The sequence below is a fragment of the Porphyromonas loveana genome, assembly GCF_003096695.1.
GTDB classification, from domain to species: Bacteria; Bacteroidota; Bacteroidia; order Bacteroidales; family Porphyromonadaceae; genus Porphyromonas; species Porphyromonas loveana.
The window spans coordinates 21353-46449 of sequence record NZ_QEKY01000013.1; the positions used below are offsets into that span (position 1 = coordinate 21353).

At 48.0% G+C, this 25097-nt stretch carries 24 protein-coding genes and 1 tRNA gene; 12 read left to right on the forward strand and 13 right to left on the reverse strand.

Features of this window, described 5'->3' with window-relative positions:
• Positions 1 to 9 precede the first annotated feature (9 nt).
• The 6 genes from C7382_RS07760 to C7382_RS07785 all read left to right on the forward strand — a co-directional run bounded on the left by C7382_RS07760 (position 10) and on the right by C7382_RS07785 (position 7281).
• Positions 10 to 708 (forward strand): YjjG family noncanonical pyrimidine nucleotidase, encoded by a 699-nt coding sequence (locus tag C7382_RS07760; protein ID WP_116679724.1) that lies wholly within the window; start codon positions 10 to 12, stop codon positions 706 to 708.
• A gap of 414 nt (positions 709 to 1122) precedes the next feature.
• On the forward strand, positions 1123 to 1710 hold the full coding sequence (locus C7382_RS07765) for an FKBP-type peptidyl-prolyl cis-trans isomerase (RefSeq protein WP_116679725.1): 588 nt from the start codon (positions 1123 to 1125) through the stop codon (positions 1708 to 1710).
• Positions 1711 to 1727: 17 nt separating this feature from the next.
• A complete protein-coding gene (locus tag C7382_RS07770) occupies positions 1728 to 2546 on the forward strand; it encodes an FKBP-type peptidyl-prolyl cis-trans isomerase (protein ID WP_116679726.1) in 819 nt (272 codons plus the stop codon).
• A gap of 26 nt (positions 2547 to 2572) precedes the next feature.
• The gene (locus tag C7382_RS07775) at positions 2573 to 3403 is read left to right on the forward strand and encodes an FKBP-type peptidyl-prolyl cis-trans isomerase (RefSeq protein WP_116679727.1); all 831 of its coding nucleotides are present in this window, start codon (positions 2573 to 2575) and stop codon (positions 3401 to 3403) included.
• A gap of 152 nt (positions 3404 to 3555) precedes the next feature.
• Entirely contained in the window at positions 3556 to 6126 is a 2571-nt protein-coding gene (locus C7382_RS07780; protein ID WP_116679728.1) for a TonB-dependent receptor, read from the forward strand.
• Between the two features lie 198 nt (positions 6127 to 6324).
• Entirely contained in the window at positions 6325 to 7281 is a 957-nt protein-coding gene (locus C7382_RS07785; protein WP_116679729.1) for an NAD-dependent epimerase/dehydratase family protein, read from the forward strand.
• Between the two features lie 157 nt (positions 7282 to 7438).
• On the opposite strand, the gene C7382_RS07790 is transcribed toward C7382_RS07785, so the two are convergent.
• The 7 genes from C7382_RS07790 to C7382_RS10010 all read right to left on the reverse strand — a co-directional run bounded on the left by C7382_RS07790 (position 7439) and on the right by C7382_RS10010 (position 12055).
• Positions 7439 to 7515, reverse strand: a tRNA-Ala gene (locus C7382_RS07790).
• A gap of 56 nt (positions 7516 to 7571) precedes the next feature.
• Positions 7572 to 7967: a GtrA family protein gene (locus C7382_RS07795; RefSeq protein ID WP_116679730.1), complete on the reverse strand. Its 396-nt coding sequence runs from the start codon at positions 7965 to 7967 to the stop codon at positions 7572 to 7574.
• Positions 7933 to 8688 carry a hypothetical protein gene (locus C7382_RS07800; protein WP_116679731.1) on the reverse strand — a complete coding sequence of 252 codons (756 nt, stop codon included), beginning with the start codon at positions 8686 to 8688 and terminating at the stop codon, positions 7933 to 7935. The genes C7382_RS07795 and C7382_RS07800 overlap by 35 nt, the downstream gene beginning before the upstream one ends.
• A 32-nt stretch (positions 8689 to 8720) precedes the next feature.
• Complete coding sequence (locus C7382_RS07805; RefSeq protein WP_116679732.1) at positions 8721 to 9677, reverse strand: calcium/sodium antiporter; 957 nt, start codon at positions 9675 to 9677, stop codon at positions 8721 to 8723.
• A 7-nt stretch (positions 9678 to 9684) separates the two neighbouring features.
• Positions 9685 to 11034: a dihydroorotase gene (locus C7382_RS07810; RefSeq protein ID WP_116679733.1), complete on the reverse strand. Its 1350-nt coding sequence runs from the start codon at positions 11032 to 11034 to the stop codon at positions 9685 to 9687.
• A 10-nt stretch (positions 11035 to 11044) separates the two neighbouring features.
• Entirely contained in the window at positions 11045 to 11788 is a 744-nt protein-coding gene (locus tag C7382_RS07815) for a polyprenol monophosphomannose synthase (RefSeq protein WP_116679734.1), read from the reverse strand.
• Positions 11789 to 11854: 66 nt separating this feature from the next.
• Positions 11855 to 12055 carry a hypothetical protein gene (locus C7382_RS10010; RefSeq protein WP_133241542.1) on the reverse strand — a complete coding sequence of 67 codons (201 nt, stop codon included), beginning with the start codon at positions 12053 to 12055 and terminating at the stop codon, positions 11855 to 11857.
• A 319-nt stretch (positions 12056 to 12374) separates the two neighbouring features.
• Between C7382_RS10010 and C7382_RS07820 the strand changes: the two genes are divergently transcribed.
• Positions 12375 to 13037 carry a 7-cyano-7-deazaguanine synthase gene (locus C7382_RS07820; RefSeq protein ID WP_116679735.1) on the forward strand — a complete coding sequence of 221 codons (663 nt, stop codon included), beginning with the start codon at positions 12375 to 12377 and terminating at the stop codon, positions 13035 to 13037.
• 25 nt (positions 13038 to 13062) lie between these two features.
• Complete coding sequence (locus C7382_RS07825; protein WP_116679736.1) at positions 13063 to 13554, forward strand: metallophosphoesterase family protein; 492 nt, start codon at positions 13063 to 13065, stop codon at positions 13552 to 13554.
• 117 nt (positions 13555 to 13671) lie between these two features.
• Here C7382_RS07825 and C7382_RS07830 read toward each other — a convergent pair whose 3' ends face one another.
• The 6 genes from C7382_RS07830 to yajC all read right to left on the reverse strand — a co-directional run bounded on the left by C7382_RS07830 (position 13672) and on the right by yajC (position 18298).
• Positions 13672 to 14388, reverse strand: a complete 717-nt coding sequence (locus C7382_RS07830; protein WP_116679737.1) for a precorrin-2 C(20)-methyltransferase — start codon at positions 14386 to 14388, stop codon at positions 13672 to 13674.
• 109 nt (positions 14389 to 14497) lie between these two features.
• Complete coding sequence (gene kbl, locus C7382_RS07835) at positions 14498 to 15688, reverse strand: glycine C-acetyltransferase (RefSeq protein ID WP_116679738.1); 1191 nt, start codon at positions 15686 to 15688, stop codon at positions 14498 to 14500.
• Positions 15689 to 15721: 33 nt separating this feature from the next.
• Positions 15722 to 16153 carry a DUF5606 family protein gene (locus C7382_RS07840; protein WP_116679739.1) on the reverse strand — a complete coding sequence of 144 codons (432 nt, stop codon included), beginning with the start codon at positions 16151 to 16153 and terminating at the stop codon, positions 15722 to 15724.
• Between the two features lie 58 nt (positions 16154 to 16211).
• Positions 16212 to 16811, reverse strand: coding sequence for a dephospho-CoA kinase (gene coaE, locus C7382_RS07845; RefSeq protein ID WP_116679740.1), 600 nt, complete (start codon positions 16809 to 16811; stop codon positions 16212 to 16214).
• Positions 16808 to 17827 carry a CdaR family protein gene (locus tag C7382_RS07850; RefSeq protein ID WP_116679757.1) on the reverse strand — a complete coding sequence of 340 codons (1020 nt, stop codon included), beginning with the start codon at positions 17825 to 17827 and terminating at the stop codon, positions 16808 to 16810. The genes coaE and C7382_RS07850 overlap by 4 nt, the downstream gene beginning before the upstream one ends.
• 129 nt (positions 17828 to 17956) lie before the next feature.
• Positions 17957 to 18298 carry a preprotein translocase subunit YajC gene (gene yajC, locus C7382_RS07855; protein ID WP_116679741.1) on the reverse strand — a complete coding sequence of 114 codons (342 nt, stop codon included), beginning with the start codon at positions 18296 to 18298 and terminating at the stop codon, positions 17957 to 17959.
• Positions 18299 to 18736: 438 nt separating this feature from the next.
• Between yajC and rpsA the strand changes: the two genes are divergently transcribed.
• From rpsA to C7382_RS07880, 4 genes are all read left to right on the forward strand, one after another.
• Positions 18737 to 20536, forward strand: coding sequence for a 30S ribosomal protein S1 (gene rpsA / locus C7382_RS07860; RefSeq protein ID WP_116679742.1), 1800 nt, complete (start codon positions 18737 to 18739; stop codon positions 20534 to 20536).
• Positions 20537 to 21467: 931 nt separating this feature from the next.
• Positions 21468 to 22361: a pyridoxamine 5'-phosphate oxidase family protein gene (locus C7382_RS07870; protein ID WP_116679744.1), complete on the forward strand. Its 894-nt coding sequence runs from the start codon at positions 21468 to 21470 to the stop codon at positions 22359 to 22361.
• Between the two features lie 259 nt (positions 22362 to 22620).
• A complete protein-coding gene (locus tag C7382_RS07875) occupies positions 22621 to 24018 on the forward strand; it encodes a TolC family protein (RefSeq protein WP_116679745.1) in 1398 nt (465 codons plus the stop codon).
• 36 nt (positions 24019 to 24054) lie between these two features.
• Entirely contained in the window at positions 24055 to 25095 is a 1041-nt protein-coding gene (locus tag C7382_RS07880; protein WP_116679746.1) for an efflux RND transporter periplasmic adaptor subunit, read from the forward strand.
• Positions 25096 to 25097: the final 2 nt, after the last annotated feature.

A 25097-nucleotide genomic window follows, 5' to 3' on the forward strand; every position in this document is an offset into this window, starting at 1 on the left:
TGTATAGCTATGATCAAACACCTTTTTATCGATCTTGATGATACGTTGTGGGACACCTATTCTAATAATAGGAGTAGTCTTGAGGAGATGTATCACAGTCATCGGTGGTGTGAGTACTTCGATTCCTTTGAAGCTTTCTTCGACATCTATTGGCCACATAATGAGGCTCTGTGGCATGAATATCGTCATGGCCAGATTGATAAACCAACTCTCACGCTCTTACGCTTCCGCAGACCTTTTGCCGGACGACTTGAATTGTCAGAAGATCAAGTCGCTGTGTGGAATACAGAGTTTCTTTCCATTACGGGGTCGAAGACTCAACTCTGCCCATATGCTTTGGAAACTGTTCAATATCTGCATCGCTACTATAAACTCTATATCTTGAGCAATGGCTTTCGAGAGGTGCAGTATGCCAAGCTTATGAACAGTGGCTTGGCTCCATATTTCGACCGAATGATCTTGTCAGAGGATGCCGGTATCAATAAGCCTAATAAGGAGATATTCGACTTTGCTCTGATCAAGGCTAAAGCTCGAAAGGCCGAGAGTGTGATGATAGGGGACAGTTGGGATGCAGATATCATAGGGGCAGCCAATGCCGGACTCACATCAATCTGGTATAATCCCAATAGGAGGGAATGCCCCGATGATGGTAAGGGGGCCCCGGCTCATGTTATTTCTTCTTTGACAGACTTGATGCAGATATTCTAATCACTCGTGACTTTGGCGATATGTGTGCCCGATTATGTAGACAAACAGTTTTGTCCTTAGTTAAGGACACTTCTGTCCTCAGCCAAGGACAAATCTATCCTTTATAAAGGACACATTTGTCCTTTGCTTTGTTACCCCTCCGGATTAACACAAAAAAATCATGTTTGTCATGAAAAGGGTGGTTTGTTGCAACTCTCATAAGCTGTCTTTTTCTTCTACTGCAAACCTTCCCTTTTCTTCTTTACCCAAAAACGTTTAGGACACTATTGCCTGTTTTCGGTATTTCTGTTATTTGGTTGATGGCGTACAGCTCTCATTACAAGTGTATTGGCCTAAGTGCCATATGTTTGGGGATGAGTAATTGAACTAATTTTCATATTTTTGCGCGCGTATTACAATCACAATAATAGTCATATGGATAAGGTAAGCTATGCTTTGGGCCTGAGCATTGGAAATAACTTCAAATCTTCTGGTATCGACGCTGTCAACACGGATGATTTTATGCAGGGATTGCGTGACGTATTGGAAATACGTGAGCCAAAGTTATCGTACGACGAAGCCAAGCAAGTGATCAACGAGTACTTCACGGATCTTCAGCAAAAAGCAGTCAAGCTAAATAAAGAAGCCGGCGAAGAGTTCCTCAAGATCAATGCTCTCAAAGAGGGAGTGACCACTCTCCCGAGCGGCTTGCAGTACGAAGTCCTGCAGATGGGAGACGGAGCAAAGCCTACTTTGGCAGACACTGTTACTTGCCATTACCATGGAACACTTATCAATGGAGTTGTTTTTGACAGCTCGATGGATCGTGGAGAACCGGCTAGCTTCCCTCTTCGAGGAGTAATTCCAGGTTGGACAGAGATTCTTCAACTTATGCCTGTGGGTTCAAAGTGGAAGGTGACGATCCCGAGCGACTTGGCATATGGAGACCGCGGAGCAGGCGAACATATTCAGCCGGGTAGTACGCTCATATTCATTATCGAACTATTAGGTATCAACAAATAATCTAAAGAGAAATTATTATGAAGAGAGTATTGATTCTTGCCAGTGTAGCTCTTTTAGCTACAAACTTGTCTGCATTTGCAAAGAAACCACCCAAGAAAGAGAGTGAGCAGCAAGCCATCGCTTCGACGGTAAAACCTATAACTACGTTTGCGGATTCAATTGCTTATGCATACGGTATAAGCGGAGCTGTCAATTACTTGAACTATACAGAAAAGGTTCCTGGAGATTCATTGGACAGAGCATTGATCGTCCGTGCTTTTGATGAGGTATTGAGTGGAAAACCAACCGCAGTAACTCCAGAAGTAGCCAACGAAATGATTAGAAAATATTTTCAGGAGGTTCAGACCAAAATGAAAAATGAGACATTGGCTGCGGGCAAGGCATATCAAGAAGAGTACAAGAAGCAACAGGGGGTGAAGCAGACTGAGAGTGGTCTGCTCTATCGTGTCCTTAAGGCAGGTGAAGGTCCGCATCCTACGGTACAGGATACGGTTCTTGTTCATTATGTCGGCAAGAATATCGAAGGCAAAGAATTTGACAGCTCTTATTCTCGCAATGAACCTGCCAGATTCAATCTCTTACAAGTTATTCCCGGTTGGACAGAAGGGGTGTGTCTAATGCAGAAGGGTGCCAAGTTTGAGATGGTTATTCCTGCAGAACTGGCTTATGGCGATCGCAGTATGGGAGAATTACTCAAACCCAATTCGACTCTCTTCTTCGAAGTAGAATTGCTTGAGATTATGCCTTATGTAGAAAAACCGACGATCGTAAAGTCACTCAACAATAAATCTACAGGGAACAAGCCTGCACAGGCTCAGCAACCAAAAAAGAAATAATAATCAAATAATCACGTAATCACAAGATGAAAAAAACAATTGCAATCATTGGTTCGATCCTTTTGATATTCGGATCAATTAGCTGTAAGAAAACCGCCGATACCTCAGCTGCAAGCGAGAAGGATAGTCTGGCTGTTGCCATGGGAGTCCTCTATGGACAGGAATTTGCCAATATGCTTGAGATGTCGCGTCTGCAAGGCCAACCAATTGATTCTATAGCATTCTTGGAAGGTCTCAAAGACGGTATGGATACGACACGCTTCTCATACTTTGCCGGAGCGATCACTGCATCTAACTTTGCTCGTCAGATAGCCAAGGACTCTATTAATGTAGACAAATTCTATGCTGTTTTGCGAGCTTCAATGCTTAAGGATTCTACTTCAATATCGATGAATACGGCCGATGCACAGGCATTCATGCAACGCTATCAGACAAAAAAGCAACGTGAAGAAAACATGAAGCAATTCGGCAAGAACATCGAAGCAGGTAAAACATATCTGGACAACTTCAAGAAAGAAGAAGGTGTGCAGCTTACTGCAAGTGGTGTAGCATACAAGACTCTTCAGGAAGGTACTGGCGCTACTCCTGCTCTTACTGATACAGTACGTGTTCGATATGTAGGTACATTGATCGATGGTAAGGAATTTGACAAGAACGAGACCGGTATTGAGTTCCCTGTAAACGGAGTTATCAAGGGATGGACAGAAATGCTCCAGCAAATGAAGGTTGGACAGAAGGTTCACTTCGTGATCCCTCAAGAACTGGCTTATGGTGAAGGTGGTAACTATACTATCGAACCGTTCTCAACACTTGTGTTCGAGATGGAACTTTTGGGTGTGAAACCTGCAAAGCAGTAATAAGGCAGACACATTATGGTTAAGAGAGGCGAGAGATATGGAGTATCGCCTCTCTTTCATTCCAAAGGAAGGATATATATATGGGCCTGCTTCCTTATAGATCGGAGATTGATTCTCTTGGGGGAATAACTCCCTTTTAACATTATAAAAACATGATCAGAAGACAATTCTTTTTTGCCATGCTTACGCTCATTGCGTTTTGCGGGCTGGACGCAACGTCCACAGTTGAATTTAAGTATCCTTCCGATGCTAACATCGTAGGACATGTAAAGGACAGCAAAACAGGTGAACACCTTATCGGAATCACTATTGCTATCAAGGGTACCACATTTGGGACCTCTACCGATGTTACCGGCCACTATTTTCTTCGTAATCTGCGCCCGGGTGAAATCACCTTGGTCATGCGTGGAATGGGCTACAAGAGCCAAGAACGCGTAGTATTGGTACAAAAGGATAAAACAATCGAAGTCAATTTTGAAGCAGAAGAGGACGCCATTAAATTGGACGATGTCGTTATCTCTGCCAATCGAGAGTTGACACTCCGCCGCCTTGCTCCTACGCTCGTGAATGTGTTGAGTGACAAGGTATTTGCACAGGTCAATGCTTCCAATCTTGCACAAGGTTTAGTCTTTCAACCCGGTGTGCGTGTGGAGAACAACTGTCAGAACTGCGGTTTCAATCAAGTTCGTATCAATGGACTGGATGGTCGTTATGCGCAGATCTTGATTGACAGTCGTCCCATTATGAGTGCGTTAGCAGGTGTCTATGGCTTGGAGCAGATACCGGCCAATATGATTGAGCGTGTGGAGGTTGTTCGTGGAGGAGGATCTGCGCTCTACGGTTCTTCGGCCATTGCCGGTGTGGTCAATATCATCACGAAAGAGCCTACGCGCAATTCTTTCACCTTTAATGAGTCCATGAGCTTTACGGATTTCAGCAAGATTGACAACAATGCCAACTTCAACGCCTCCATCGTCAGCGATGACAATCGTGCCGGTGCCATGGTATTCGGTCAGGCACGCTATCGCAGTCCTTGGGATGCAGATGGTGACTCCTATTCAGAGTTGGGTAAGATCAATGCCCGCTCTCTCGGCACGCATGCCTATCTACGTTTGACCGATTACAGCAAGCTCACAGGAGAGTTCCATACCCTTAGTGAATTCCGTCGTGGAGGTGATCGCATTGACCTGCCTCCTCATGTAGTTGGTGTTGCAGAACAAACGGACCATAGCGTATATAGCGGTAACCTCAAGTATGACCTTTACTCCAATAACTATAAGCATCACTTCCAAGCCTATACTTCCGGCCAGATTGTAAACCGTGAGAGCTATTACGGCGGAATAGGCGAGATAGATGTCAACGGCCATGTAGGAGGCTCGTTAGGCTATCCCATTCCTCAAGAAGCGTATGGTAATAACTATGGTGTGACCAAGGGACGTACTTATATGGCCGGTCTTCAGTATAGTTATGATCTGGATCACTTCCTTTTCATGCCTTCTCAGTTGCTCTTCGGTGCTGAATACACACGTGATGAACTCAACGATGTGATGCCCCTTCTTGCATGGCAGATTGCCATGGATGAAAATGGCAATCCTATCCACGATGCTAACGGACAGGTGATTCCGCTCTATCCCGAGTTGGACCAGAATATCAATAACTATAGTCTCTTCGGGCAGAACGAGTGGAAGAACGATCGCTGGAGTTTCCTCCTCGGTGCTCGTCTTGATAAGCACACAGAAGTGAAGGATATGATCCTAAGCCCTCGTGCAACACTCCGTTACAATCCCACTCGTGACATCAACCTACGTGCTACCTATGCCAAAGGATTCCGTGCGCCTCAGGTCTTTGACGAGGACCTCCATGTGGGAGTAGTCGGAGGCGAAGCTCAGAAGGTATTCAACGATCCGAATCTTAAGCCGGAGATTTCTCATGCATTCAGTCTGAGTGCCGATTTGTACCACCGTTTTGGTAATGTGCAAGCTAATTTGCTCGTAGAAGGCTTCTATACGCGCTTGAACGATGTTTTTACCAACGAAGAGCAGCCCGATCAGCATGATGGTATCAAGCGTTATACGCGAGTGAATGGAAGCGGAGCCAAGGTCTTTGGTCTGAATCTCGAAGGTAAGCTCGCATACAAATCTTTCCAGCTCCAAGCCGGTCTTACCCTTGCAAGCAATGAGTATGATGAAGCGCAGGAATGGGGTCTGAACACAGTGAAGGATGCTTCCGGAGCTTTCGTTATGGAAGCAAATGATGCCGGCTTGTTGGAATATAAAAACGAGTCCATGACAGATACAAAGATCACTCGCACACCGAGTGTTTACGGCTACTTCACCCTTGCATACAATCCTTCTCACTCATGGAATATTGCCCTTACGGGAACTTATACGGGACGTATGTATGTACCCCATGCCATCGAGTACGGTGTGCATTCGGCTGAGTTGGATATTTTGCAGAACAATCCTGCGATAGTGGACGAAACTGGTACAGCTCCTCGTATTGACGAACTGAAAAAGACCCCTGCATTCTTTGATCTGGGATTCAAAGTCGGTTACGATATTCATGTTTTTAAGGCTACAGAGATCGAAGTGTATGTGGGTATGAACAATATCTTCAACTCTTTCCAAAAAGATTTCGATCGTGGCGCAGGCCGTGACAGTGGATACATGTACGGACCTACGCAGCCTCGTACCGGCTATATGGGAATGACCATGCGTTTCTAAGAAGAAACTATCAACTAAGTCGGAGACCGGATGCAACCCTAATTGTAGGGATGTATCTGGTCTCTTTTTTTGTACTTCGTGGCTTCCTGTTTTGCTGTGTATACTTCATGCTTGTAGAACCTATATATACGAGAATAATCTATACTTTTGCAGCGTATTTACAGAATCCTAATAAAGAGTAATACGGAGGTAGTATAAATGAAGAACATTCTTATTATCGGCTCCACCGGACAGATTGGTTCGGAGCTGACTATGGAATTGAGAAAGCGTTACCCTCAGGGCAACGTAGTAGCGGGTTATATACCTGGAGCTGAGCCTAAGGGAGAACTCCTTGAGAGCGGTCCTGCAGAAGTAGTGGACATCACCAATGCCAAGCAGATTGCCGAGGTGGTGGACAAGTATCACGTTGATACGATTTACAATCTGGCCGCATTGCTCAGCGCCGTAGCCGAAGCCAAACCTCAGCTTGCATGGCACATCGGTCTCGGTGGTCTGTTCAATACATTGGAGGTTGCTCGCGAGAAGAACTGTGCCGTATTTACGCCCAGTTCTATTGGCGCTTTTGGCAATGAAACACCCAAAGACAAAACACCGCAGGATACCATCCAGCGTCCTAAGACGATGTATGGTGTGACGAAAGTGAGTGGCGAACTTTTGGGCGATTACTACCACAAGCGTTTCGGCGTTGACACTCGTTCGGTTCGTTTCCCCGGATTGATCTCCAATGTGACGCTTCCGGGCGGTGGTACGACGGACTATGCTGTGGATATCTATTATGCAGCTGTGAAGGAAGGTCGCTTCACTTGCCCCATCAAGGAAGGTACGTATATGGATATGATGTATATGCCCGATGCTCTTCGTGCTTGTGTCGAGCTGATGGAAGCCGATCCGACTCGTTTGGTTCATCGCAACTCATTCAACATTGCTTCCATGAGCTTCGAACCCTCACAGATAGCAGCTGCTGTGAAGGCATTGATTCCCGATTTCGTTATGAATTACGAGGTTGATCCTCTTCGTCAGGGTATTGCCGAATCATGGCCGAACTCATTGGATGATTCTTGTGCACGCAACGAATGGGATTGGAAGCCTGAGTACAATCTCCAGACGATGTCAGCCGACATGATCCGTATCCTCAAAGAGCGTTACGGCAAGTAAGCCTCGTCATCCTATCAAAGAATAACCCAAGAGGGTGTGTCAAATGAAATTTTGGCATGCCCTCTTTTCTTTTTCGTGGCGGATATCAAGGGGAGGAGCATTGTGCGGAAAAAGAAAAGGTACAAACCGCATTGCTGCCGATTTGTACCTTTTCTTTTGGTGGAGTATAGCGGACTCGAACCGCTCACCTCGACACTGCCAGTGTCGCGCTCTAGCCAGATGAGCTAATACCCCGTTGCTTTATTGCGCTGCAAAGATAAGTAGTTTTCTTTATTGACCAAAGCTTTTTGTTATCGACCTTTGCCAAAGGTGACGTATTTATTGGCAAAAAAATTGATAATGGTGAAGAATACCATCCCGATCAGATGGTTATAGTAGTTGTCGTAGGACGTGGAGTGCGTATTCAGCCACATGAGTAGTCCATATTGGAGAGCGTAGCATACGACAAACATGATGATGAATGGAACAAAAGTCTTGAACCAAGACGTCTGACTCCGGAACGTCCACTTGCGATTCCAGATGAAACTATTGATCAGTCCGGCGATGTATCCGATGAAATTGGCGGGGCCGTCTTTCATCCCTGCTACCTTGAGAAGGAGATAGATCACTATCATGGAGATGAGCGTGTTGGATACGCCCACAATACCATATTTAATAAGTTGTAGGAAGGCTGTTTTCTTCTGCATACTTCTTGAGAGCTGCATCAGCAGCTTGCGGGGTGAGTAGCTGCGTGTTGGTGATAATGAATGTGGTGGCAAGGAAGTTGCCGTACTGATTGCATTCGGTGATGATGGAAGTGAAGAAGTGCCTCAGTTCGTAATTGATCGGGACCAAGAATGTCAGCAGCAGATAGTTGTTGTGCATTTCCAGCCGCTCTATTTCTCCCTCGGCTTTGCCTATGCGATAGAGGAGTTCCTTCTCAAGGAGTTCCTCTTGATACCGTTCGAAATTCTGCAACTTGTCCGTATGGAGGAAAGCCATGAAGCGCATTTTTCCGTCATGTCCTCCCAGACCGCTGGTTATCACCACTTGCTTCTCATCTATCAAGTCGTTGAGAATTCCGATGCGGGCTTCTAACTGAGCCATCAGTGCCCACGGTCGTATTGACTCAGGAGCTGATTCGAGGTATCGTTCGATAATCCGAAAGACTGTGATATTGCCGGTAATGGCCAGGCGTAGCAGCGTCATTTTTTTGATGTCGTCTGATAGCAGCGGATCGAACAAAAAGAGTTCGGCTTCTTCCACCTCCTTATCGCTTAGCTGTATGCCGCGTTTGCGCATTTCAGCCGAGAGACGAAAGTACTGAGCTTGTAGCTCGATGGGAACCGGTTCGTTTAGCTGGTGGACGTGCTTGAGGACCTCTCCCGAAATGCCTTCGAGCGGATTTTTTGACTTTTCTCCTTCCATCGTTTGACGTACAAATGCGGATTATTATCCGATCATTGCTGTAAGAGATAGGCGGTATAGCCTACGAAGAGGAGGAGCAGCAGCACGCCCTCCCATCTCTTGAGGGTGAGTCGTCCGTAGTAACGACTGAAGAAGAATAACAGGACAGCTGCACCGATCATGACTGCATAGTCCAGAATAGTAATGCCCAAGGTCCGTATGGGAGTGATAGTGGCACTGACACCGAGGATAAAAAAGATGTTGAAAATATTGCTGCCAACTACATTGCCGATGGCAATGTCGCTCTGTTTCTTCAGGGCTGCCACCAAAGAAGTAGCCAATTCGGGCAGAGAAGTTCCGGCAGCTACGAGTGTCAGGCCGATAACTGATTCGCTCATGCCAAGGAGACGAGCCAGCGATACACTGGCATCCACGAATAGTCGTCCACCCCCGACCAGAGCGGCCAGTCCGACAATGATCATGAGAATGGATATATAGCTCTTCTTTACCTTTACTTCAGTACCCACTTCGGCTTGGGGATCGCTCTTGGCAATGGAGAATGTATAGAAGAGAAAGATGAGGAAGAAGGCTAGTAATGTGAGGCCATCGCCTGTGCTCAACTTATTGGCTTCTCCATCGAAGAGTTGATCTGCCCCGAGAAAGAGCAGTACCAGAGATGCCAGAATGGTAAGCGGGATCTCTACGCGTACTGTGCTGCGTGAAACAGCTAAGGGACATATCATGGCAGTGATTCCGAGGATGACCAGAATGTTGAAGATATTGCTGCCGACCACATTACCGATAGCGATGTCTGCATTGCCATTCAAGGCTGAGGTCAGGCTCACTGTCAGCTCAGGAGCGGAAGTGCCGAAGGCGACGATCGTCAATCCGATGACCAGATTGGAGACGTTGAAACGCTTGGCGATGGAGGCTGCACCATCTGTCAGCCAGTTGGCACCGAGGACCACCAGTGCCAGACCTACGATGAGAAGAAGGAGATTGAGTAACATAAGGAGGTTAAGAGTTGAATAGTAGGGGTTGTACTGTGGGGCGTTGCTCAGCGAGTTTGCCGTCGGCATAGGCTTTGCAACCATTCACGAAAGTATAGGCTATGCTGTGTCCGAAAGTAAATCCCTCAAAGGGAGACCAACCGCAGTGGCTGAGGATGTTGTCCGCGCTCACTGTGAGAGGTTTGGAAGGATCCACCAGCACCACGTCGGCATAGTACCCTTTGCGGATATAACCCCTCTTGTGTATGGCAAAGAGGGTTGCGGGCAGGTGGGCAGTCTTGTTCACAATTTCTTCTACAGTGAATACTCCTTGCTGCATCAGTTCGAAGAGTGCAAGGAGAGAATGCTGCAGGAGAGGACCGCCGGATGCGGCATGCAGGCAGCTGCCTTCCTTCTCTCTGAGGAGATGGGGTGCATGATCGGTAGCGATGATGTCGATGCGTCCGTCGCGCACGCCGGCACGTAGGGCATCACGATCCGTCATTTTCTTGATGGCGGGGTTCCACTTGATTCTATTGCCGAAGCGGTCATAGTCTGCGTCTGTGAACCAAAGATGGTGCACGCATACCTCCGAGGTAATATGTTTCTGTTCTGTGGGGATATCATTGCGGAAGAGTCCCAATTCTTTGGCTGTGGAGAGGTGTAGGATGTGCAGACGGGCATTCATTCGTTCGGCCAGCTCCACCGCTTCGGCAGAGGAGCGGTAACAAGCCTCTTCGCTTCGGATGAGTGGGTGGAAGTGCACGTCCATGTCGTTGCCATGCTGTGCTTGGTAGTGTCGTTTGTTGGCACAGATGATTTCTTCCTTCTCGCAGTGCGTGGCGATAAGCAAGTCGCACTCGCCGAATATCCGCTCCAGCGTCTCTTGGTTGTCCACGAGCATATTGCCCGTCGATGAGCCGAGGAAGAGCTTCAGTCCGGGTACGAGCGTGCGGTCTATACGTTTGATCTCTGCGATATTGTCGTTCGTCCCTCCGAAGAAGAAGCCATAGTTGCCCCACGCCGTATCGGCTGCTATCTGTCTTTTCTCCAGTAGCCGCTCCCGGGTAGTGGTGGGCGGATTGGTGTTGGGCATGTCCATGAAGGAGGTGACTCCACCCGCTATAGCCGAACGGCTCTCAGATGCTATGTTGGCTTTGTGGGTGAGGCCTGGTTCGCGGAAGTGTACCTGATCGTCGATGCAGCCCGGCAGCAGCCTCAGTCCTGAGCAGTCGATGACTTCGTCTGCCTCCATCCTCGCATCGGCAGGCAGTGCGCCTTCGATGACATGGGAGATAATGGCCCCTTCTATCACAATAGAGCCACGAAAAGTCCTCCCTTCATTGGTGATAAGAGCATTGCGAAGAAGAGTTTTCATCTCTTACACGTTATCGTTTTCTTTTTGGGAACCCCTTGAATAAGTGCCAGTAGCGCAGCTTGATGACCCCTGTGAATGCCTCGCCGAATATAGAGGTATTCATCTTGGATGTACCCAGTACGCGATTGACAAAGGTGATGGGTATTTCTTTGAGCTTGAAACCGAGACAATGAGCCGTGTACTTCATTTCGATCTGGAAGGCATAGCCCTTGAAGTGGACAGCATCCAAGTCGATAGCTTCGAGCACCTCACGGCGGTAGCATACGAAGCCGGCGGTTGTGTCGCGCACATTCATCAACGTTACAAAACGCACATAGGCCGAAGCATAATAACTCATCCACACGCGACTCTTGGGCCAGTCCTTCACATCGCCTCCGACTACATAACGCGAGCCGATGGCTACATCGGCATTCCCTTCGGCGCATGCTTTGTAGAGATCCATCAACTTGTCCACGGGATGGCTGAAGTCGCAGTCCATCTCGAATATATAGTCATATCCATGCGCGACGCTCCACTTGAATCCGGCTATATAGGCCGTGCCCAAACCCAACTTCCCTTTGCGCTCGATGAGGTGGAGCCTGTCGGGGTAGAGAGTTTGCTTTTCCTTGACGATGACGGCTGTGCCATCGGGCGAACCGTCATCAACGATCAGGATGTCATATGCCTTGGGAAGAGAGAAGACCATTTCGATCATCTTGGCTACGTTCTCCCGTTCGTTGTAGGTGGGGATAATAACTACACTGTCTGTTGTCATTGTATTTTTTGCTCTGCTTCGTCCTGCCGAATACCTTATGATCAAAGCACTTCACAGGTGGCAACCTCATACAAAGATACGAACTTTGGGATATGTATGCTTTCGGCTTGAGGCTTTTTGGGCTGCTTTCAGTCGGTCAATACTAAAATAGCCCTCAAAAACAGGATTGAACGGAGCATAGGATGCAATTTGTCGTGCCAGATAATGGCAGAAACATGCGCCAAATTCCTGAGATTTACGCGCCAAAAATTTTTCAATTTGGCGCATAAATCTTTTCGAAATGGCGCCATTTCAAGAAAATTTTGGCGCCACATTTTTTTGCACTATAATCTGTCATTTTTTCGCGTCATTATGCTTTTGGTTACTATTCGGCGGCCGTTTGTGTGGAGAAGAGGAGGGAAGATGTCATTTTCTTGTTTTCTTTTTGCTTTGCCGGCGATTCTTTTCGGACTTATTGGGCGAATACGACTATCTTTGATTCAACGGGGACACCTCTCAAGCCTTTGTCGCCGATGGCTTGATTTCGCTTAGTGACGGTTTTGAGACTTCCTCATTTTTCATTCGATACAAAGCATTTCACGATAGTATGCAGGCAAAAAAAGATAGCTTGATAGTCGTTTCGGGCGGGATGGACAGCGTCACGCTCATGTATGACAAACGCGACTCCATCGCATTGGCCTTGAGCTTCGACTATGGCTCCAAGCACAACGCTCGCGAACTGGCCTTTGCTCGTCTTCACGCAGAGCGTTTGGGTGTGGAGCATCTGGTCATACCCTTGGGTTTCATGGGAGAGCACTTCCACAGCGATCTCTTGCTCAGCGGCGGTAGTATTCCCGAAGGGAGATATGATGAGGAGAATATGAAGAGTACGGTGGTGCCTTTCCGCAACGGCATCATGCTGGCTGTGGCGGCAGGATTGGCCGAGAGTAGAGGGCTGAAGCGTATGTATATCGCCAATCACTTCGGCGACCACGCCATCTACCCCGACTGTCGTGCTGCCTTTATCCGTCCCATGGCCGAAGCGATCCGCGAGGGTACCACCAACGCTGTCTTGACGGAGGCTCCCTATACATCCATTACCAAAACAGATATCGCGCGGATAGGAGTAGCTCTCGGTATAGACTATGCCGAGACGTGGAGTTGTTACAAAGGTGGAGAGATTCACTGCGGCGTGTGCGGCACCTGTGTGGAGCGTAAGGAAGCCATGCGCGAGGCGGGCATAGCAGACCCGACCCAGTACGAAGAATGATCCCCTCGAAGACGCACTGCAAGGAATGAAGAGAATAGGTTTACTGTCCGATACGCATGGCTGTGTGGACGAACGCTATAGGCTACACTTCGCCGATTGTGATGAGATCTGGCATGCGGGCGATGTGGGTACTGCTGCCGTCACGGACTATCTGTCCGAGATAGCCCCCGTGCGTGCCGTATATGGCAATATCGACGGGCAAGATATTCGCCTGCAGTATCCCGAGATGTTGCGCTTCCGCGTAGAAGATGTGGAAGTGCTCATGACGCATATAGGTGGTTACCCGGGAAGATACGATCCTCGTGTGTACAAACTCTTAATGTTCCGTCCGCCACAACTCTTCGTCTGTGGGCACAGCCACATACTCAAAGCTATGCACGACAAAAAGCTCGATATACTCCACCTCAACCCGGGGGCTGCCGGCAAGTATGGATTCCATGCCGTGCGTACGCTCATGCGCTTTGTCATAGATGGTCGGGATATCAGAGATTTGCAAGTGATAGAACTGGCCGATTGATAGCATGACATGAAGAAGAAATATCCCGTTCTGCTCATTTCTCTCCTGTTCGCAGACCTATGCGGAGGACAGGTAGCTATCGGTGCCGGAGCCGCTTTCCCTCCATAACGGAATCTGCTACTTGGACCACAACCACATCATAGAGAAGTAGGGGAAGGGGCGAGGGAGGAGGTCTTCTATGCCGGTAGAGATAAATTCGTCGGGTGTGCCTACGTTCTCGAAGTAAACAGCAGCTACATCTTTGTTCATCTCCAAGAAGTCTTTGACGACCTTCTCGCAGCGCGACAACTTCATGATCAGAACTTTTCTGCCCTCTGTCAAGGCATCGCCCAGCTTCTCAGTGGTGGCGTTTCCGGGTATTATCTGTAGTTCTTCGTCCAGTCGGGTTATGCTCAGTCCGGCATGTGCACCGCCTGCAATAAAGGCCGGCACACCGGGGATGTATCGAAAAGGGCATCCCTTGCAGAGAAGTGCATCGGAAATACAGTGCGTGGAGGAGTAGAATCCTGCATCGCCCTCGGCAGCTACGACGACGGAAAGGCCCTCTCTATAGTCAGCCAAGCACTGTGTGGCCACGTCTTCGTATGCACGCATTGCCTCACTTCTGTCTTTGTTCATGGGCAGTGTATAGGGACGGAGCTTGGTTGTGTCTATGTCGTGCGCCAGAATGATCTCTTCGGCTCTGGAAGTCTTCTTGCCGGATGGCGACACGGTGACGGGATAATAGATGTGGTCGCACTGTAAGAGAGCCTTGAGTGCTGCGAGCGTTATCAGATCGGGGTGCCCCGGTCCGAGGGATACGAACTGTACATCGAAGCGACTATGAGCGTTCATGAGGGAATGTTTGGTGATGTGGTTGGGAAAAGAATAAGGGGCTGCACACCGAGGATTGATCCTTGTGGTGCAGCCCCTTGGGATTATTAGTCTTGCGGAACGAAGGTCTTTATTTTATGACACCCAGTTCGCGACCAACCTTGATGAAGGCATTGATGGCCTTGTCAAGATGTGCGCGTTCGTGGCCGGCGGACAATTGTACGCGGATACGAGCCTGTCCTTTGGGCACAACGGGGTAGTAGAATCCGGTAACATAAATGCCTTCAGCCAAGAGACGTGCAGCATAGTCTTGAGACAGCTTGGCATCGTACAGCATCACGGCGCAGATAGCACTCTGTGTAGGCTTGATGTCAAATCCGGCTGCCAACATTTTGTCGCGGAAGTAGGTTACATTTTCCATCAGCTTGGTGTGGAGGTCGTTGCTTTCTTCGAGCATCTTGAATACTTCGAGTCCTGCTCCTACGACGCTGGGCGGGATGGAATTACTGAAGAGATAGGGGCGTGAACGTTGACGCAGCATGGCGATAACTTCCTTCGGGCCGGTCGTAAAGCCGCCGATGGCGCCACCAAAAGCTTTACCGAGCGTTCCGGTGTGGATGTCGATGCGTCCGTAGCAATTGAATTGCTCAGCTACACCGCGTCCCGTAGCACCTACTACGCCGGCAGAGTGGCACTCGTCCACCATGACCATGGCATCGTATTTCTCTGCGAGATCGCAGATCTTATCCATCGGAGCCACGTTGCCGTCCATAGAGAATACACCATCTGTTACGATGATGCGGTGACGTTGAGCCTGAGCTTCCTGCAGTACACGCTCGAGGTCAGCCATATCGGCATTTTCGTAGCGGTAGCGTTTAGCCTTACACAGACGTACGCCATCAATGATAGACGCGTGGTTGAGTGCATCACTGATGATAGCATCTTCTTCGCCGAACAGCGGTTCGAATACGCCACCGTTGGCATCGAAACAAGCAGCGTAGAGGATCGTATCTTCAGTGTGGAAATAGTCGGCAATGGCTTTCTCCAATTGCTTGTGGATGTCCTGCGTACCGCAGATAAAACGTACAGAACTCATGCCGAATCCGCGCTCGTCCATGGCATCCTTGGCAGCCTGAACCAAACGGGGATGGTCGGACAGCCCGAGGTAGTTGTTGGCACAAAAGTTCAATACTTCTTGTCCTTCATTTACTCGAATGTCGGCACGCTGAGGCGTGATGATGATTCGTTCTTTCTTGTACAGCCCGGCAGCTTCGATACTCTTGAGTTCGGCTTCCAGATACTCTTTCATTCCTTTGTACATAGCACAGGGGGTTATTAGATGTTTTTCTTTGTGTTATTCATTCTCCTTTTCTTCGGCTTCAGCTGGTTCTTCTTCGGAGAGGAAAGTGGTGAAACCGTTGTCAACTAATATGTTGTACCACGAGATGATCTTGCGGATGTCGCTCGGATACACTCTGTCCACGTCATACTCCGGCAGCACTTCGGCAAAGAAAGCTCGCAATGAGTCATTGTCTTTGCCTAACGTGGCAACATCGAGTTGTTTCCCTTCGTGCCGGCTGTATATTGTTTCCATAACCTCGGACAAAGGCTTGTCGTCCTCAATTGTATAGATGGATATATCGCTGAGTGAAACGATGCGGTCTGAAGAGTAGGTCGGAATACGACGTCCGGTGCCGATGGCCTCGACGATAAGGGTGTTCTTGCCACGCGAAATAAGACGAAACAATCCGGATTTGCCGGATATGGAGAGGATGGGTTGCAACATAGGATTCTATTAGTGTTTTTGTAATGTTGTTCGTATTTTGACCCCAAAAGTAAGCATTTTAGTCCCTTAGACAGGACTTTTGTGCCTTTTGTCGGACTGATGAGATGATCTGTATGACTTGTGGGATGATGAGATGGGGGGGCGCATTCATGATGATATAGTCTGCCGGAGCTGTTTCTTCGGCCCTTTGACTTTGGATGCGTTTCCTAATGGCTTCGGCAGAAGCTCCGTCGCGAGCGGTGGCTCGCTCTATGCGGATCTTTTCGGGTGCATCAATGCGGATGATACTGTCGCATAGTGTGTGGAAGCCTGAGCTGTGGAGGATGGCACTCTCCAGACCAGAAAGATCGGACGGGCAGGAGGCGCGCCAACGTAGAAAGTCATTCTTTACTTCGGGATGGATGATGGCGTTTACCTGCAGTAGCAGATTGTGGGAGGCAAAGATGGCAGCAGCCAATCTATCGCGTCTGAGGCATTCTCCATCGTAGACCTCGCTGCCGATAAGATCTGTGAGGCCTTTTCTGATAATGGGGCTGTGGTCATTGAGCCACTTAGCTCTACTATCCGAATCATAAACCGGAATGCCGAGCGTTTGCAACACGTGGCTTACTATTGATTTCCCGCTTCCTATTCCACCGGTAATACCGAGCGTAATCATGGTTGGTTGAGTTGGACGCGTTCGATTATGAACTGTACGTGAGCAGGAGAGATTTTATAGAGCTTGAGCCATTCGGGCTTCATGATCAGTTGGACGGGAAGGGAGATGTCACTTTTGAGCGAGTCGGGTGTGGACGGATGGAAGACTGCGACTTGCAGATCGGCCTCAGATATCTCTTTGTAGTGAGAGGTCGGCATTGTGAGTTGAATGGACACTTTGCCTGGGAGGGGGCGTAGGAGGTAGCCTTCGGGTACATTTTTTGTGATGATCGGCAACTCGAAAGTTTGTTCCGTGAGTTGCTCTACGCGGATTTTCATCTTTACACTGGTCGGTCGGATGAGAACTTTCTCTATCGGATTGATGGCCATTTCCCCTGAGAAATCACTGTCCAATCTATCGAGAGAGAACGCTTCTGTCTCTACTGAGGTGATGCCGGACAAAACTTCTTCACTACCATATACAGTGACAACTTCGGGCGATAACTCGGGGTCGAAAGCATAAAAGCCATTCTTCGGTGTGACTGTACCGTTCAAGATGATGGGAACAGTCTTCTTCTTGCGAGGATAAAATGTCACTTGTATCTCTTCCGGGCTGATGGATAGAATGGTTGTAGTGCTTAGAAGTTGCTTCTGGATAAGTTCCGTAAGCTCTTTTTTGCGCATGCTCATGTCCTTCTTCCTACGGATCTCTTGCTCTGTGGCAGTCACTGTGACCGGAGAGAAACCATCTATGCTGTAGGCCAGAAGATTCATGCCTTTGTCCTTGAGCACCACATCCAGACGGTCGGGGAGCTTACCTGTGGCTCCGATTTCAGGAGGTAGCTCAGAATAAACTACGGGGATGGAGTATGTGGAGGTGTACACCTGTTGCAGGCTCTGTAGCAACCAGAAGATGGCCGAGAGCAGTACAAAAGCCAGAAATACGAGGAGATTGCGCCCGCGTCTGGAACGCTGAGGCGCAGTCTTGTCAATACTTTTCCTGTTCTTTCTATCTGTATTGAGGAGCTTGAGCTTCATTCCCGATATGATAACGATTAGATGGGGGAGAACAAAAAAGGAGTCGAAAGCAAAGGAGCCATCACTCATCAGAGTTTATCACGATCCTTTTCTTTCAGCTCCTTCTCTGCTATGCCACAGTTGCGGCCGTTAGTCTTTCTTGGCGGCCATGTCCGTTTCTGCTTCTTGTGCAGATACGTAAACCGAGCCTTTGTCTATGCGGATGTTTACGCCGTTGGCTATTTCTACCAGAAAGTCCTTTTCGCGTACCTCACGGATTGTACCATGTATGCCGCCGGCAGTGATGATACGGTCGCCCTTACCCAGAGCTTCGCGCTGACGTTGGAGCGCTTTCTGACGTTTCTGTTGAGGACGAATCATGAAGAAGTAAAAAATTACGACCATGAGCACCAGCATCAAAATCATTTGGGCGGAACCTCCACCGAATAGGCCTCCACCTTGAGGAGCTGCCTGAAGAAAGATAAAATCCATATTCTACTTTTTATTATTATACGTTTGAGAAATAATGCACGCAAATATACTTATTTTTATCCCTTTCTCGCCATCCCGTCCGGAAAAACCGCCCGATTAGGTGGCTGCACTTCCGCCGATACCCTTCTTCCTAAGTACGCTTATGCTTGCATCTCTCCCAACGACGAGGCTCTTTGGCTGTCGTGATGGGGCATTTGTCTCATATTCCTTATAAGATCTTTCGAAGCTGATGCACTATACCATATTATATATGTAACCGGATGGCAGAGGAAAGTGATGCTTTTTCACTTGCCGATCACTACCCGTTGATTCTGCATAATGTGCAAAAGGATAGGCAAATACGCGCGTAAAATGAAAACTTGTCGTACATTTGCAGCGTTTTTGAGAGATACGACCATATAATGTCTAATCTATTAGTAACAAAACAATTAGTAACAAATGGAGAACTTAAAGAACATTCAGCCCAGAGAAGACTTCAACTGGGAAGAGTTTGAGGCCGGTGGCGCAAAGGTCACTGTAAGCCGTCAGGAGCAGGAAGCTGCTTATGACAAGACCCTGAACACGATCAAAGAAAAAGAAGTGGTGATGGGTACCGTAACTGCCATCAATAAGCGTGAGGTAGTTATCAACGTAGGCTACAAATCAGAAGGTGTAGTGCCTGCGACAGAATTCCGCTATAACCCCGACTTGAAAGTGGGAGAAGAAGTGGAAGTGTATATCGAGAACCAAGAAGATAAGAAAGGACAGCTCGTTCTCTCTCATCGCAAAGCTCGTGCAGCTCGTTCATGGGAGCGCGTAAACGAAGCTCTCGAAAAGGACGAAATCGTAAAGGGTTATGTGAAGTGTCGTACGAAGGGTGGTATGATTGTCGATGTATTCGGCATCGAAGCCTTCCTCCCGGGTTCGCAGATCGACGTACGTCCCATCCGCGACTATGATGCATTCGTGGACAAGACTATGGAGTTCAAGATCGTAAAGATCAACCAAGAATACAAGAACGTAGTCGTATCGCACAAGATTCTCATCGAAGCAGAACTCGAACAACAGAAGAAGGAAATCATCGGCAAGCTCGAAAAGGGTCAGGTACTCGAAGGAGTTGTCAAGAATATCACCACCTATGGTGTCTTCATCGATTTGGGTGGCGTGGATGGTCTCATTCACATTACGGATCTTTCTTGGGGCCGCGTGTCTCATCCGGAAGAGATTGTACAGCTAGATCAGAAGATCAATGTCGTTATATTGGACTTCGATGAGGATCGCAAGCGTATTGCTCTCGGCCTCAAGCAGCTGATGCCCCATCCATGGGATGCTCTCGATAGCGAGCTCAAGGTAGGCGACAAGGTGAAAGGTAGAGTAGTGGTAATGGCCGACTATGGTGCATTCGTAGAGATTGCAACCGGTGTAGAAGGTCTCATCCACGTAAGCGAAATGTCATGGACACAGCACCTCCGTTCGGCTCAGGACTTCCTGCATGTAGGCGACGAAGTAGAAGCTGTAATCCTGACGCTCGACCGCGACGAACGCAAGATGTCACTTGGTCTCAAGCAACTCAAGCCCGATCCCTGGTCCGATATTGAAGTTCGTTTCCCTGTAGGTTCACGTCACAATGCTCGTGTACGTAACTTCACCAACTTCGGTGTATTCGTAGAGATCGAAGAAGGTGTGGACGGACTCATCCATATCTCTGACCTTTCATGGACCAAGAAGATCAAACACCCCAGCGAATTCACTGAAGTAGGTGCCAACATTGAAGTACAGGTGATGGAGATCGACAAAGAAAATCGTCGTCTCAGCCTCGGTCACAAGCAGCTCGAAGAGAATCCTTGGGATGTATTCGAGACTGTATTTACCGTAGGATCTATCCACGAAGGTACGGTTATCGAAGTGATGGACAAGGGGGCTGTCGTATCTCTGCCCTATGGCGTGGAAGGCTTTGCCACTCCCAAGCATATGGTGAAGGAAGACGGATCACAGGCTGTTCTGGAAGAGAAGCTCTCTTTCAAGGTGATTGAGTTCAACAAGGATGCCAAGCGTATCATCGTATCACACAGCCGTGTGTTCGAAGATGAGCAGAAGGCTGCACAGCGCGAAGCTAACGCAGAGCGTAGAGCAGAAGCCAAGGCAGCGCAGAAAGAAGCTGCTTCCGAAGCTGCTGAACCCAGCCAGACGGTAGAGAAGGCCACGCTCGGTGACCTCGGCGAACTGGCTGCTCTGAAAGAAAAGCTCTCAGAAAACTAATCCGGGCCGCGCTACAGTGTCGTTTCGGACCGATAATAACTAAGAAAAGGGTGTTGCAAACATTGCGTTTGGCAACACCCTTTTTTGTTTATCCGGCGTCCTGTATCAGCTGCAAAGAATTACGAAAAACATCGGCCAATAAAGTGTTTCATTTCTCTGTTTTTTGTGCCTAAATACTTTTCCACACCGAATGCTTGTTTGGATTCATTCCAAATAAGCGGTCTTTTGAAGGTTGATCCGAGAGCAAAAAACATTAGAAAATCAGCTTTTTCGATCTCTATGATGATGTTTAGTGATCTGAGATGCAATCTTTATAATTCTTGTTTTCAATCTTTATAAATATCGTTTGTAACAATAACGATATTGGTAGATAAGATCGTTAAGTTTATATTTCAAAAACCTAATTACTGCAGAGGTTGGATGCCATATTATGACGCTATAAAAATAAAGCGCCCGTTGAGCTCGTGGCAGAATTCAACGGGTGCTTCATGCTTTTACTATGACTTTATGGGGGGTTACCGCATCCGAATCTTCATTAGAGGATAAAAATTATCGATACTATTATGCAGCAATAGCTGCAGTACTGTACGCCGAAGGCCGGAAAAAAGGGAGCCGACAGAATAATCCCCGCCGACCTTGTACATGAGTCTCTTATTCATCATTGCTTCCATTTACCAAGTGTTATGTTTGTGTTTGCTGCTCGAAATAATCTGATATTCAATCGTTTGCGTGTTGTGTATGCTGCCATTCGGCTCACAAATATAACCAAAAATTTTTCGCCTTCTGATCTGCAATTTTCCGGTTTTTTATCCGACAGCTTGGAGACAGAGTATCTTTCTAATACTTCTTCATAGATTTGCATTAACGTCGCATTCAAGATCGGAATGTGAGTCAATAGTGTTAAGAACAAATAGAAATAAAAAGTTGAGGTATGGAATTTAATAATGTAAAGAGTAGTGTTATGCAAATTACCAACGAGGAATGCATCGAGATATTAGACAAGGCTGCAGCGGGTTTGCTTGCACTGTTGGATGAAGATGGTTATCCTTATACGGTGCCTGTTAATTTTGTTTATTCTGAAGGCTGTATCTACTTGCATTCGGCCTCTGAATTCTTTCATTCAAATGTCATGGGAGAATCGTCTCGGGTCGGCTTTTCGGTCATCTTGAGAGATACAATCGAGCCTGAAACTTTTTTAACAGGTTACGACAGTGTCCTATGTTTGGGACAGATCAGAGTCGTGGCGGATGGCGATGAAAGGCAGAAAGCCGTCTCAGAATTGGTACTGAAATATGCCAAAGAGATTCCCAATAATGTGGAGCATTATGCTCAGGAAATACAGACTTTCTATATGCAAACCCCTATACTTAGGCTAGACATTGTGTGCATGACGGGTAAGAACTCTGGCACAAAAATGAAAGTTGGTAGAGGCGATACACCCTCGCAAGAGAAGAAAGTGACCGGTATTGGTGGCATTTTCTTCAAGACAAAAGATCCGATCGCCACTCGCAAATGGTACGAAGAGCATCTCGGTATTCCCGATACCCCTTACGGATATTCGTTTGAGTGGTATGAGCAGAAGGACTCGGACAGAATTAGTACTACAGTATGGAGTCCATTTCCCGAATCAAGTGATTATTTTGGCGACAACAATCAGGAGTATATGATTAATTATCGTGTTCAGAATCTCGAACGCCTTGCCGTTCAACTTCGTGAGCAAGGTGTTACGATCTTAGACTCTGTCGAAGACTTCGAAGGCATAGGACGCTTCTTGCACATTCTTGATGTTGATGCTCGCAGGATAGAACTGTGGGAACCTCTTTAGTGTGTAATTGACCTCCTCTATCAAGCAAGGGTTAATTGAGGTGTATTTGTGCATGCTCAATCTGGAACGAAAACGTGCTATCGATATAGAAAAAAGGTGGATTTGTTACAGATATATCCAAAGTTTTATCCTTCCTTTGTGGCAGAATACATGCTGATTCTGAAGGCAATAGGGGTATTGGTCATCATTGTCCTCACACTATGAACTACGGATGGTGTGTAACAAATCTTAATAAAGAGGAATACAGACAGGAATATCTATGAAGAGCTTTTCAAATCAATTGCCCTACATCTTCGTGGGGCTGTTACTATGGTGCATGCCCACCGGTCGAGTTGCAGCTCAGACTGCCGCGGGCTCTGCCGAGCCTTCTGCGCCAGACACCATCATTCTTTCCGAAGCCGATGTGCTGCGGATAGCGCTCAGCGAGAATGCTACGGTGCGAGTGGCCGATCTGGATGTGCGCAAGCAGGCTTATGCGCGTCGTGCGGCGCAAGCAGATCTGCTGCCCAAAGTGGATGTGAACGGCGTGTACAGCCGAACACTCAAGAAGCAGGTGATGTACATCGACATGCCCGGCTTTGGTTCAGGAGACGGCATCGAAGTAGGGCGTACGCACAATACGCAGGCTACGCTCAATGTGACGATGCCATTGATCTCAGCACAGCTGTGGAAGAACATTGCCATGACAGGCGAGCAGCTGGATCTGGCATTGGAACAGGCCCGCAGTTCGCGAATAGATTTGGTAGCTACAGTGCGAAAGGCCTATCTGAGCGTGCTGCTTGCACAAGATTCTTATGCCGTCTTCAAACGTAGCTATGACAATGCACAGGCCAACTACCGGAACATATCAGCCAAATATGATCAAGGACTCGTGGCCGAGTACGACAAGATCCGTGCTAACGTGCAAGTGCGCAATATCGAGCCGAATCTGCTCCAAGCACAAAACTCGGTAGCTATAGCCCTCTGGCAGCTCAAGGTGTTGATGAGTATGGATGTGGATACGCCGATACAGCTGTCCGGTTCATTGTCCGACTTCAAAGAGGAGGTGTACCGTGGTTACTTCTCGGCCGATACGGTGGCGAGCAGCAATTCCTCCTTACGCCAGCTGGACATACAGCGTCGTTTGGCAGTGAGTGCTGATAAGCTGAATCGATACAGTTTCCTACCCACGCTGAGTTTGGGCGGTCAGTACTCTTATATGCTCAGCAACAACGAGTTTAAGTTCTGGGGTGATGGCCGGAAATGGACTCCTTACTCCGCTGTCTCGCTAAGCCTGAACATACCTATATTTAATGGAGGAAAGCGACTCCATAATGTGAAGCAGAGTTCGCTTGCAATTCGCCAGATCGATATTCAGCGCAGCCATCTGGAACAGTCGTTGCGCATGGGCATCAAGAATCAGAACAATCTCTTGCGCACTTATATGCGCAAGTATGTAGCATCTGAAGAGGCTGTGCGATCGGCAGAGAAAGGCTATCAGATAGCAGAGAAACGCTACCAGACAGGTGAGGGTACGCTCATAGAACTCAACGACGCGGATGTGGCACTCCTACAGGCGCAACTCAACTATAATCAGTCTATATACGATTTCATGGCTGCCAAGGCCGAGTTGGATAAAATGAATGGCACGGGTGTGCCTGAAGATGAAGGAAAATAAGGCAAAACAGTAAACAAAATATTCTATACGATCAGTATGAAAAGAACGAATATCCTGAGCGGGGTGGTAGCCCTCTCATTCTTGTCCCTCATAGCTCTGACGGGATGCGGTGGCAAAAATAAGAACCAAACATCCGCAGCCGATTCTGCCGCGATGGCTGCCCGACTGGTGGAAACTACCGTCGTCAAGCTCGATACGCTCAACGAAACGATCACCTATACCGCTACCGTGCAGGCCGAAGTGACTAATAATATCACGCCCCAAGTGGGCAATAGGATCGTTCGACTCGCTGCTGAGGTGGGCGATCGGGTAGGACGAGGACAGGTGCTTGCCGAACTGGACCGTACCCAACTGACGCAGGCCAAGGTGCAACTGGAGAATACACGTACCAACTTCAATCGCATGGACGAGCTCTATAAGATAGGTGGTATCTCCAAGCAGCAGTGGGATGCTCTCAAGATGCAATTGGACGTGGCAGAATCGGCATATAATAATTTGCTGGAGAATACCATCCTCCGCAGCCCAATCTCAGGTGTAGTCACAGCCCGTAACTATGACAAAGGCGACATGGCTTCGCCTGCTCTGCCCATCTATGTAGTGGAACAGATAGCTCCGGTGAAGCTCCTGATCAACGTGTCGGAGCAGTATCTCACCCGATTACGCAAAGGAATGTCCGCAACAGTATCTGTTGATGCCTTACACGAACAAAGTTTCGAGGGTAAGATAGCGCTCATCTATCCCGCAGTAGATCCTACCACTCACACAGTAAGTGTAGAAGTGCAGATCGCCAATCGGGAGCAACTGATGCGCCCGGGTATGTATGCAAAGGCGACGCTGAACTTCGGCTCCAAGCAGGCTATCATGGTTTCCGACTTGGCTGTCGTGAAGCAAGTGGGCAGCGGTGAGTTCTATGTATTTGTAGTTGAGAATGGTAAGGCTGTGCGCCGTGTGGTGACCCTCGGGGTGCAGCAGGGCAATAGCTATGAGATCCTCCAAGGACTCAACGTCGGAGACGTAGTGGTTACTGCCGGAATGAACAACCTTACTGACGGACAAGCTGTCAGAATTAAAGAGTAAAC

Excerpts from the sequence above, each read along its gene's own strand:
- C7382_RS07760 (WP_116679724.1), top strand. The coding sequence starts at position 10 with ATGATCAAACACCTTTTTATCGATCTTGATGATACGTTGTGGGACACC.
- C7382_RS07765 (WP_116679725.1), top strand. The coding sequence starts at position 1,123 with ATGGATAAGGTAAGCTATGCTTTGGGCCTGAGCATTGGAAATAACTTC.
- C7382_RS07770 (WP_116679726.1), top strand. The coding sequence starts at position 1,728 with ATGAAGAGAGTATTGATTCTTGCCAGTGTAGCTCTTTTAGCTACAAAC.
- C7382_RS07775 (WP_116679727.1), top strand. The coding sequence starts at position 2,573 with ATGAAAAAAACAATTGCAATCATTGGTTCGATCCTTTTGATATTCGGA.
- C7382_RS07780 (WP_116679728.1), top strand. The coding sequence starts at position 3,556 with ATGATCAGAAGACAATTCTTTTTTGCCATGCTTACGCTCATTGCGTTT.
- C7382_RS07785 (WP_116679729.1), top strand. The coding sequence starts at position 6,325 with ATGAAGAACATTCTTATTATCGGCTCCACCGGACAGATTGGTTCGGAG.
- C7382_RS07795 (WP_116679730.1), bottom strand. The coding sequence starts at position 7,967 with ATGCAGAAGAAAACAGCCTTCCTACAACTTATTAAATATGGTATTGTG.
- C7382_RS07800 (WP_116679731.1), bottom strand. The coding sequence starts at position 8,688 with ATGGAAGGAGAAAAGTCAAAAAATCCGCTCGAAGGCATTTCGGGAGAG.
- C7382_RS07805 (WP_116679732.1), bottom strand. The coding sequence starts at position 9,677 with ATGTTACTCAATCTCCTTCTTCTCATCGTAGGTCTGGCACTGGTGGTC.
- C7382_RS07810 (WP_116679733.1), bottom strand. The coding sequence starts at position 11,034 with ATGAAAACTCTTCTTCGCAATGCTCTTATCACCAATGAAGGGAGGACT.
- C7382_RS07815 (WP_116679734.1), bottom strand. The coding sequence starts at position 11,788 with ATGACAACAGACAGTGTAGTTATTATCCCCACCTACAACGAACGGGAG.
- C7382_RS10010 (WP_133241542.1), bottom strand. The coding sequence starts at position 12,055 with ATGCGCCAAATTGAAAAATTTTTGGCGCGTAAATCTCAGGAATTTGGC.
- C7382_RS07820 (WP_116679735.1), top strand. The coding sequence starts at position 12,375 with ATGCAGGCAAAAAAAGATAGCTTGATAGTCGTTTCGGGCGGGATGGAC.
- C7382_RS07825 (WP_116679736.1), top strand. The coding sequence starts at position 13,063 with ATGAAGAGAATAGGTTTACTGTCCGATACGCATGGCTGTGTGGACGAA.
- C7382_RS07830 (WP_116679737.1), bottom strand. The coding sequence starts at position 14,388 with ATGAACGCTCATAGTCGCTTCGATGTACAGTTCGTATCCCTCGGACCG.
- kbl (WP_116679738.1), bottom strand. The coding sequence starts at position 15,688 with ATGTACAAAGGAATGAAAGAGTATCTGGAAGCCGAACTCAAGAGTATC.
- C7382_RS07840 (WP_116679739.1), bottom strand. The coding sequence starts at position 16,153 with ATGTTGCAACCCATCCTCTCCATATCCGGCAAATCCGGATTGTTTCGT.
- coaE (WP_116679740.1), bottom strand. The coding sequence starts at position 16,811 with ATGATTACGCTCGGTATTACCGGTGGAATAGGAAGCGGGAAATCAATA.
- C7382_RS07850 (WP_116679757.1), bottom strand. The coding sequence starts at position 17,827 with ATGAAGCTCAAGCTCCTCAATACAGATAGAAAGAACAGGAAAAGTATT.
- yajC (WP_116679741.1), bottom strand. The coding sequence starts at position 18,298 with ATGGATTTTATCTTTCTTCAGGCAGCTCCTCAAGGTGGAGGCCTATTC.
- rpsA (WP_116679742.1), top strand. The coding sequence starts at position 18,737 with ATGGAGAACTTAAAGAACATTCAGCCCAGAGAAGACTTCAACTGGGAA.
- C7382_RS07870 (WP_116679744.1), top strand. The coding sequence starts at position 21,468 with ATGGAATTTAATAATGTAAAGAGTAGTGTTATGCAAATTACCAACGAG.
- C7382_RS07875 (WP_116679745.1), top strand. The coding sequence starts at position 22,621 with ATGAAGAGCTTTTCAAATCAATTGCCCTACATCTTCGTGGGGCTGTTA.
- C7382_RS07880 (WP_116679746.1), top strand. The coding sequence starts at position 24,055 with ATGAAAAGAACGAATATCCTGAGCGGGGTGGTAGCCCTCTCATTCTTG.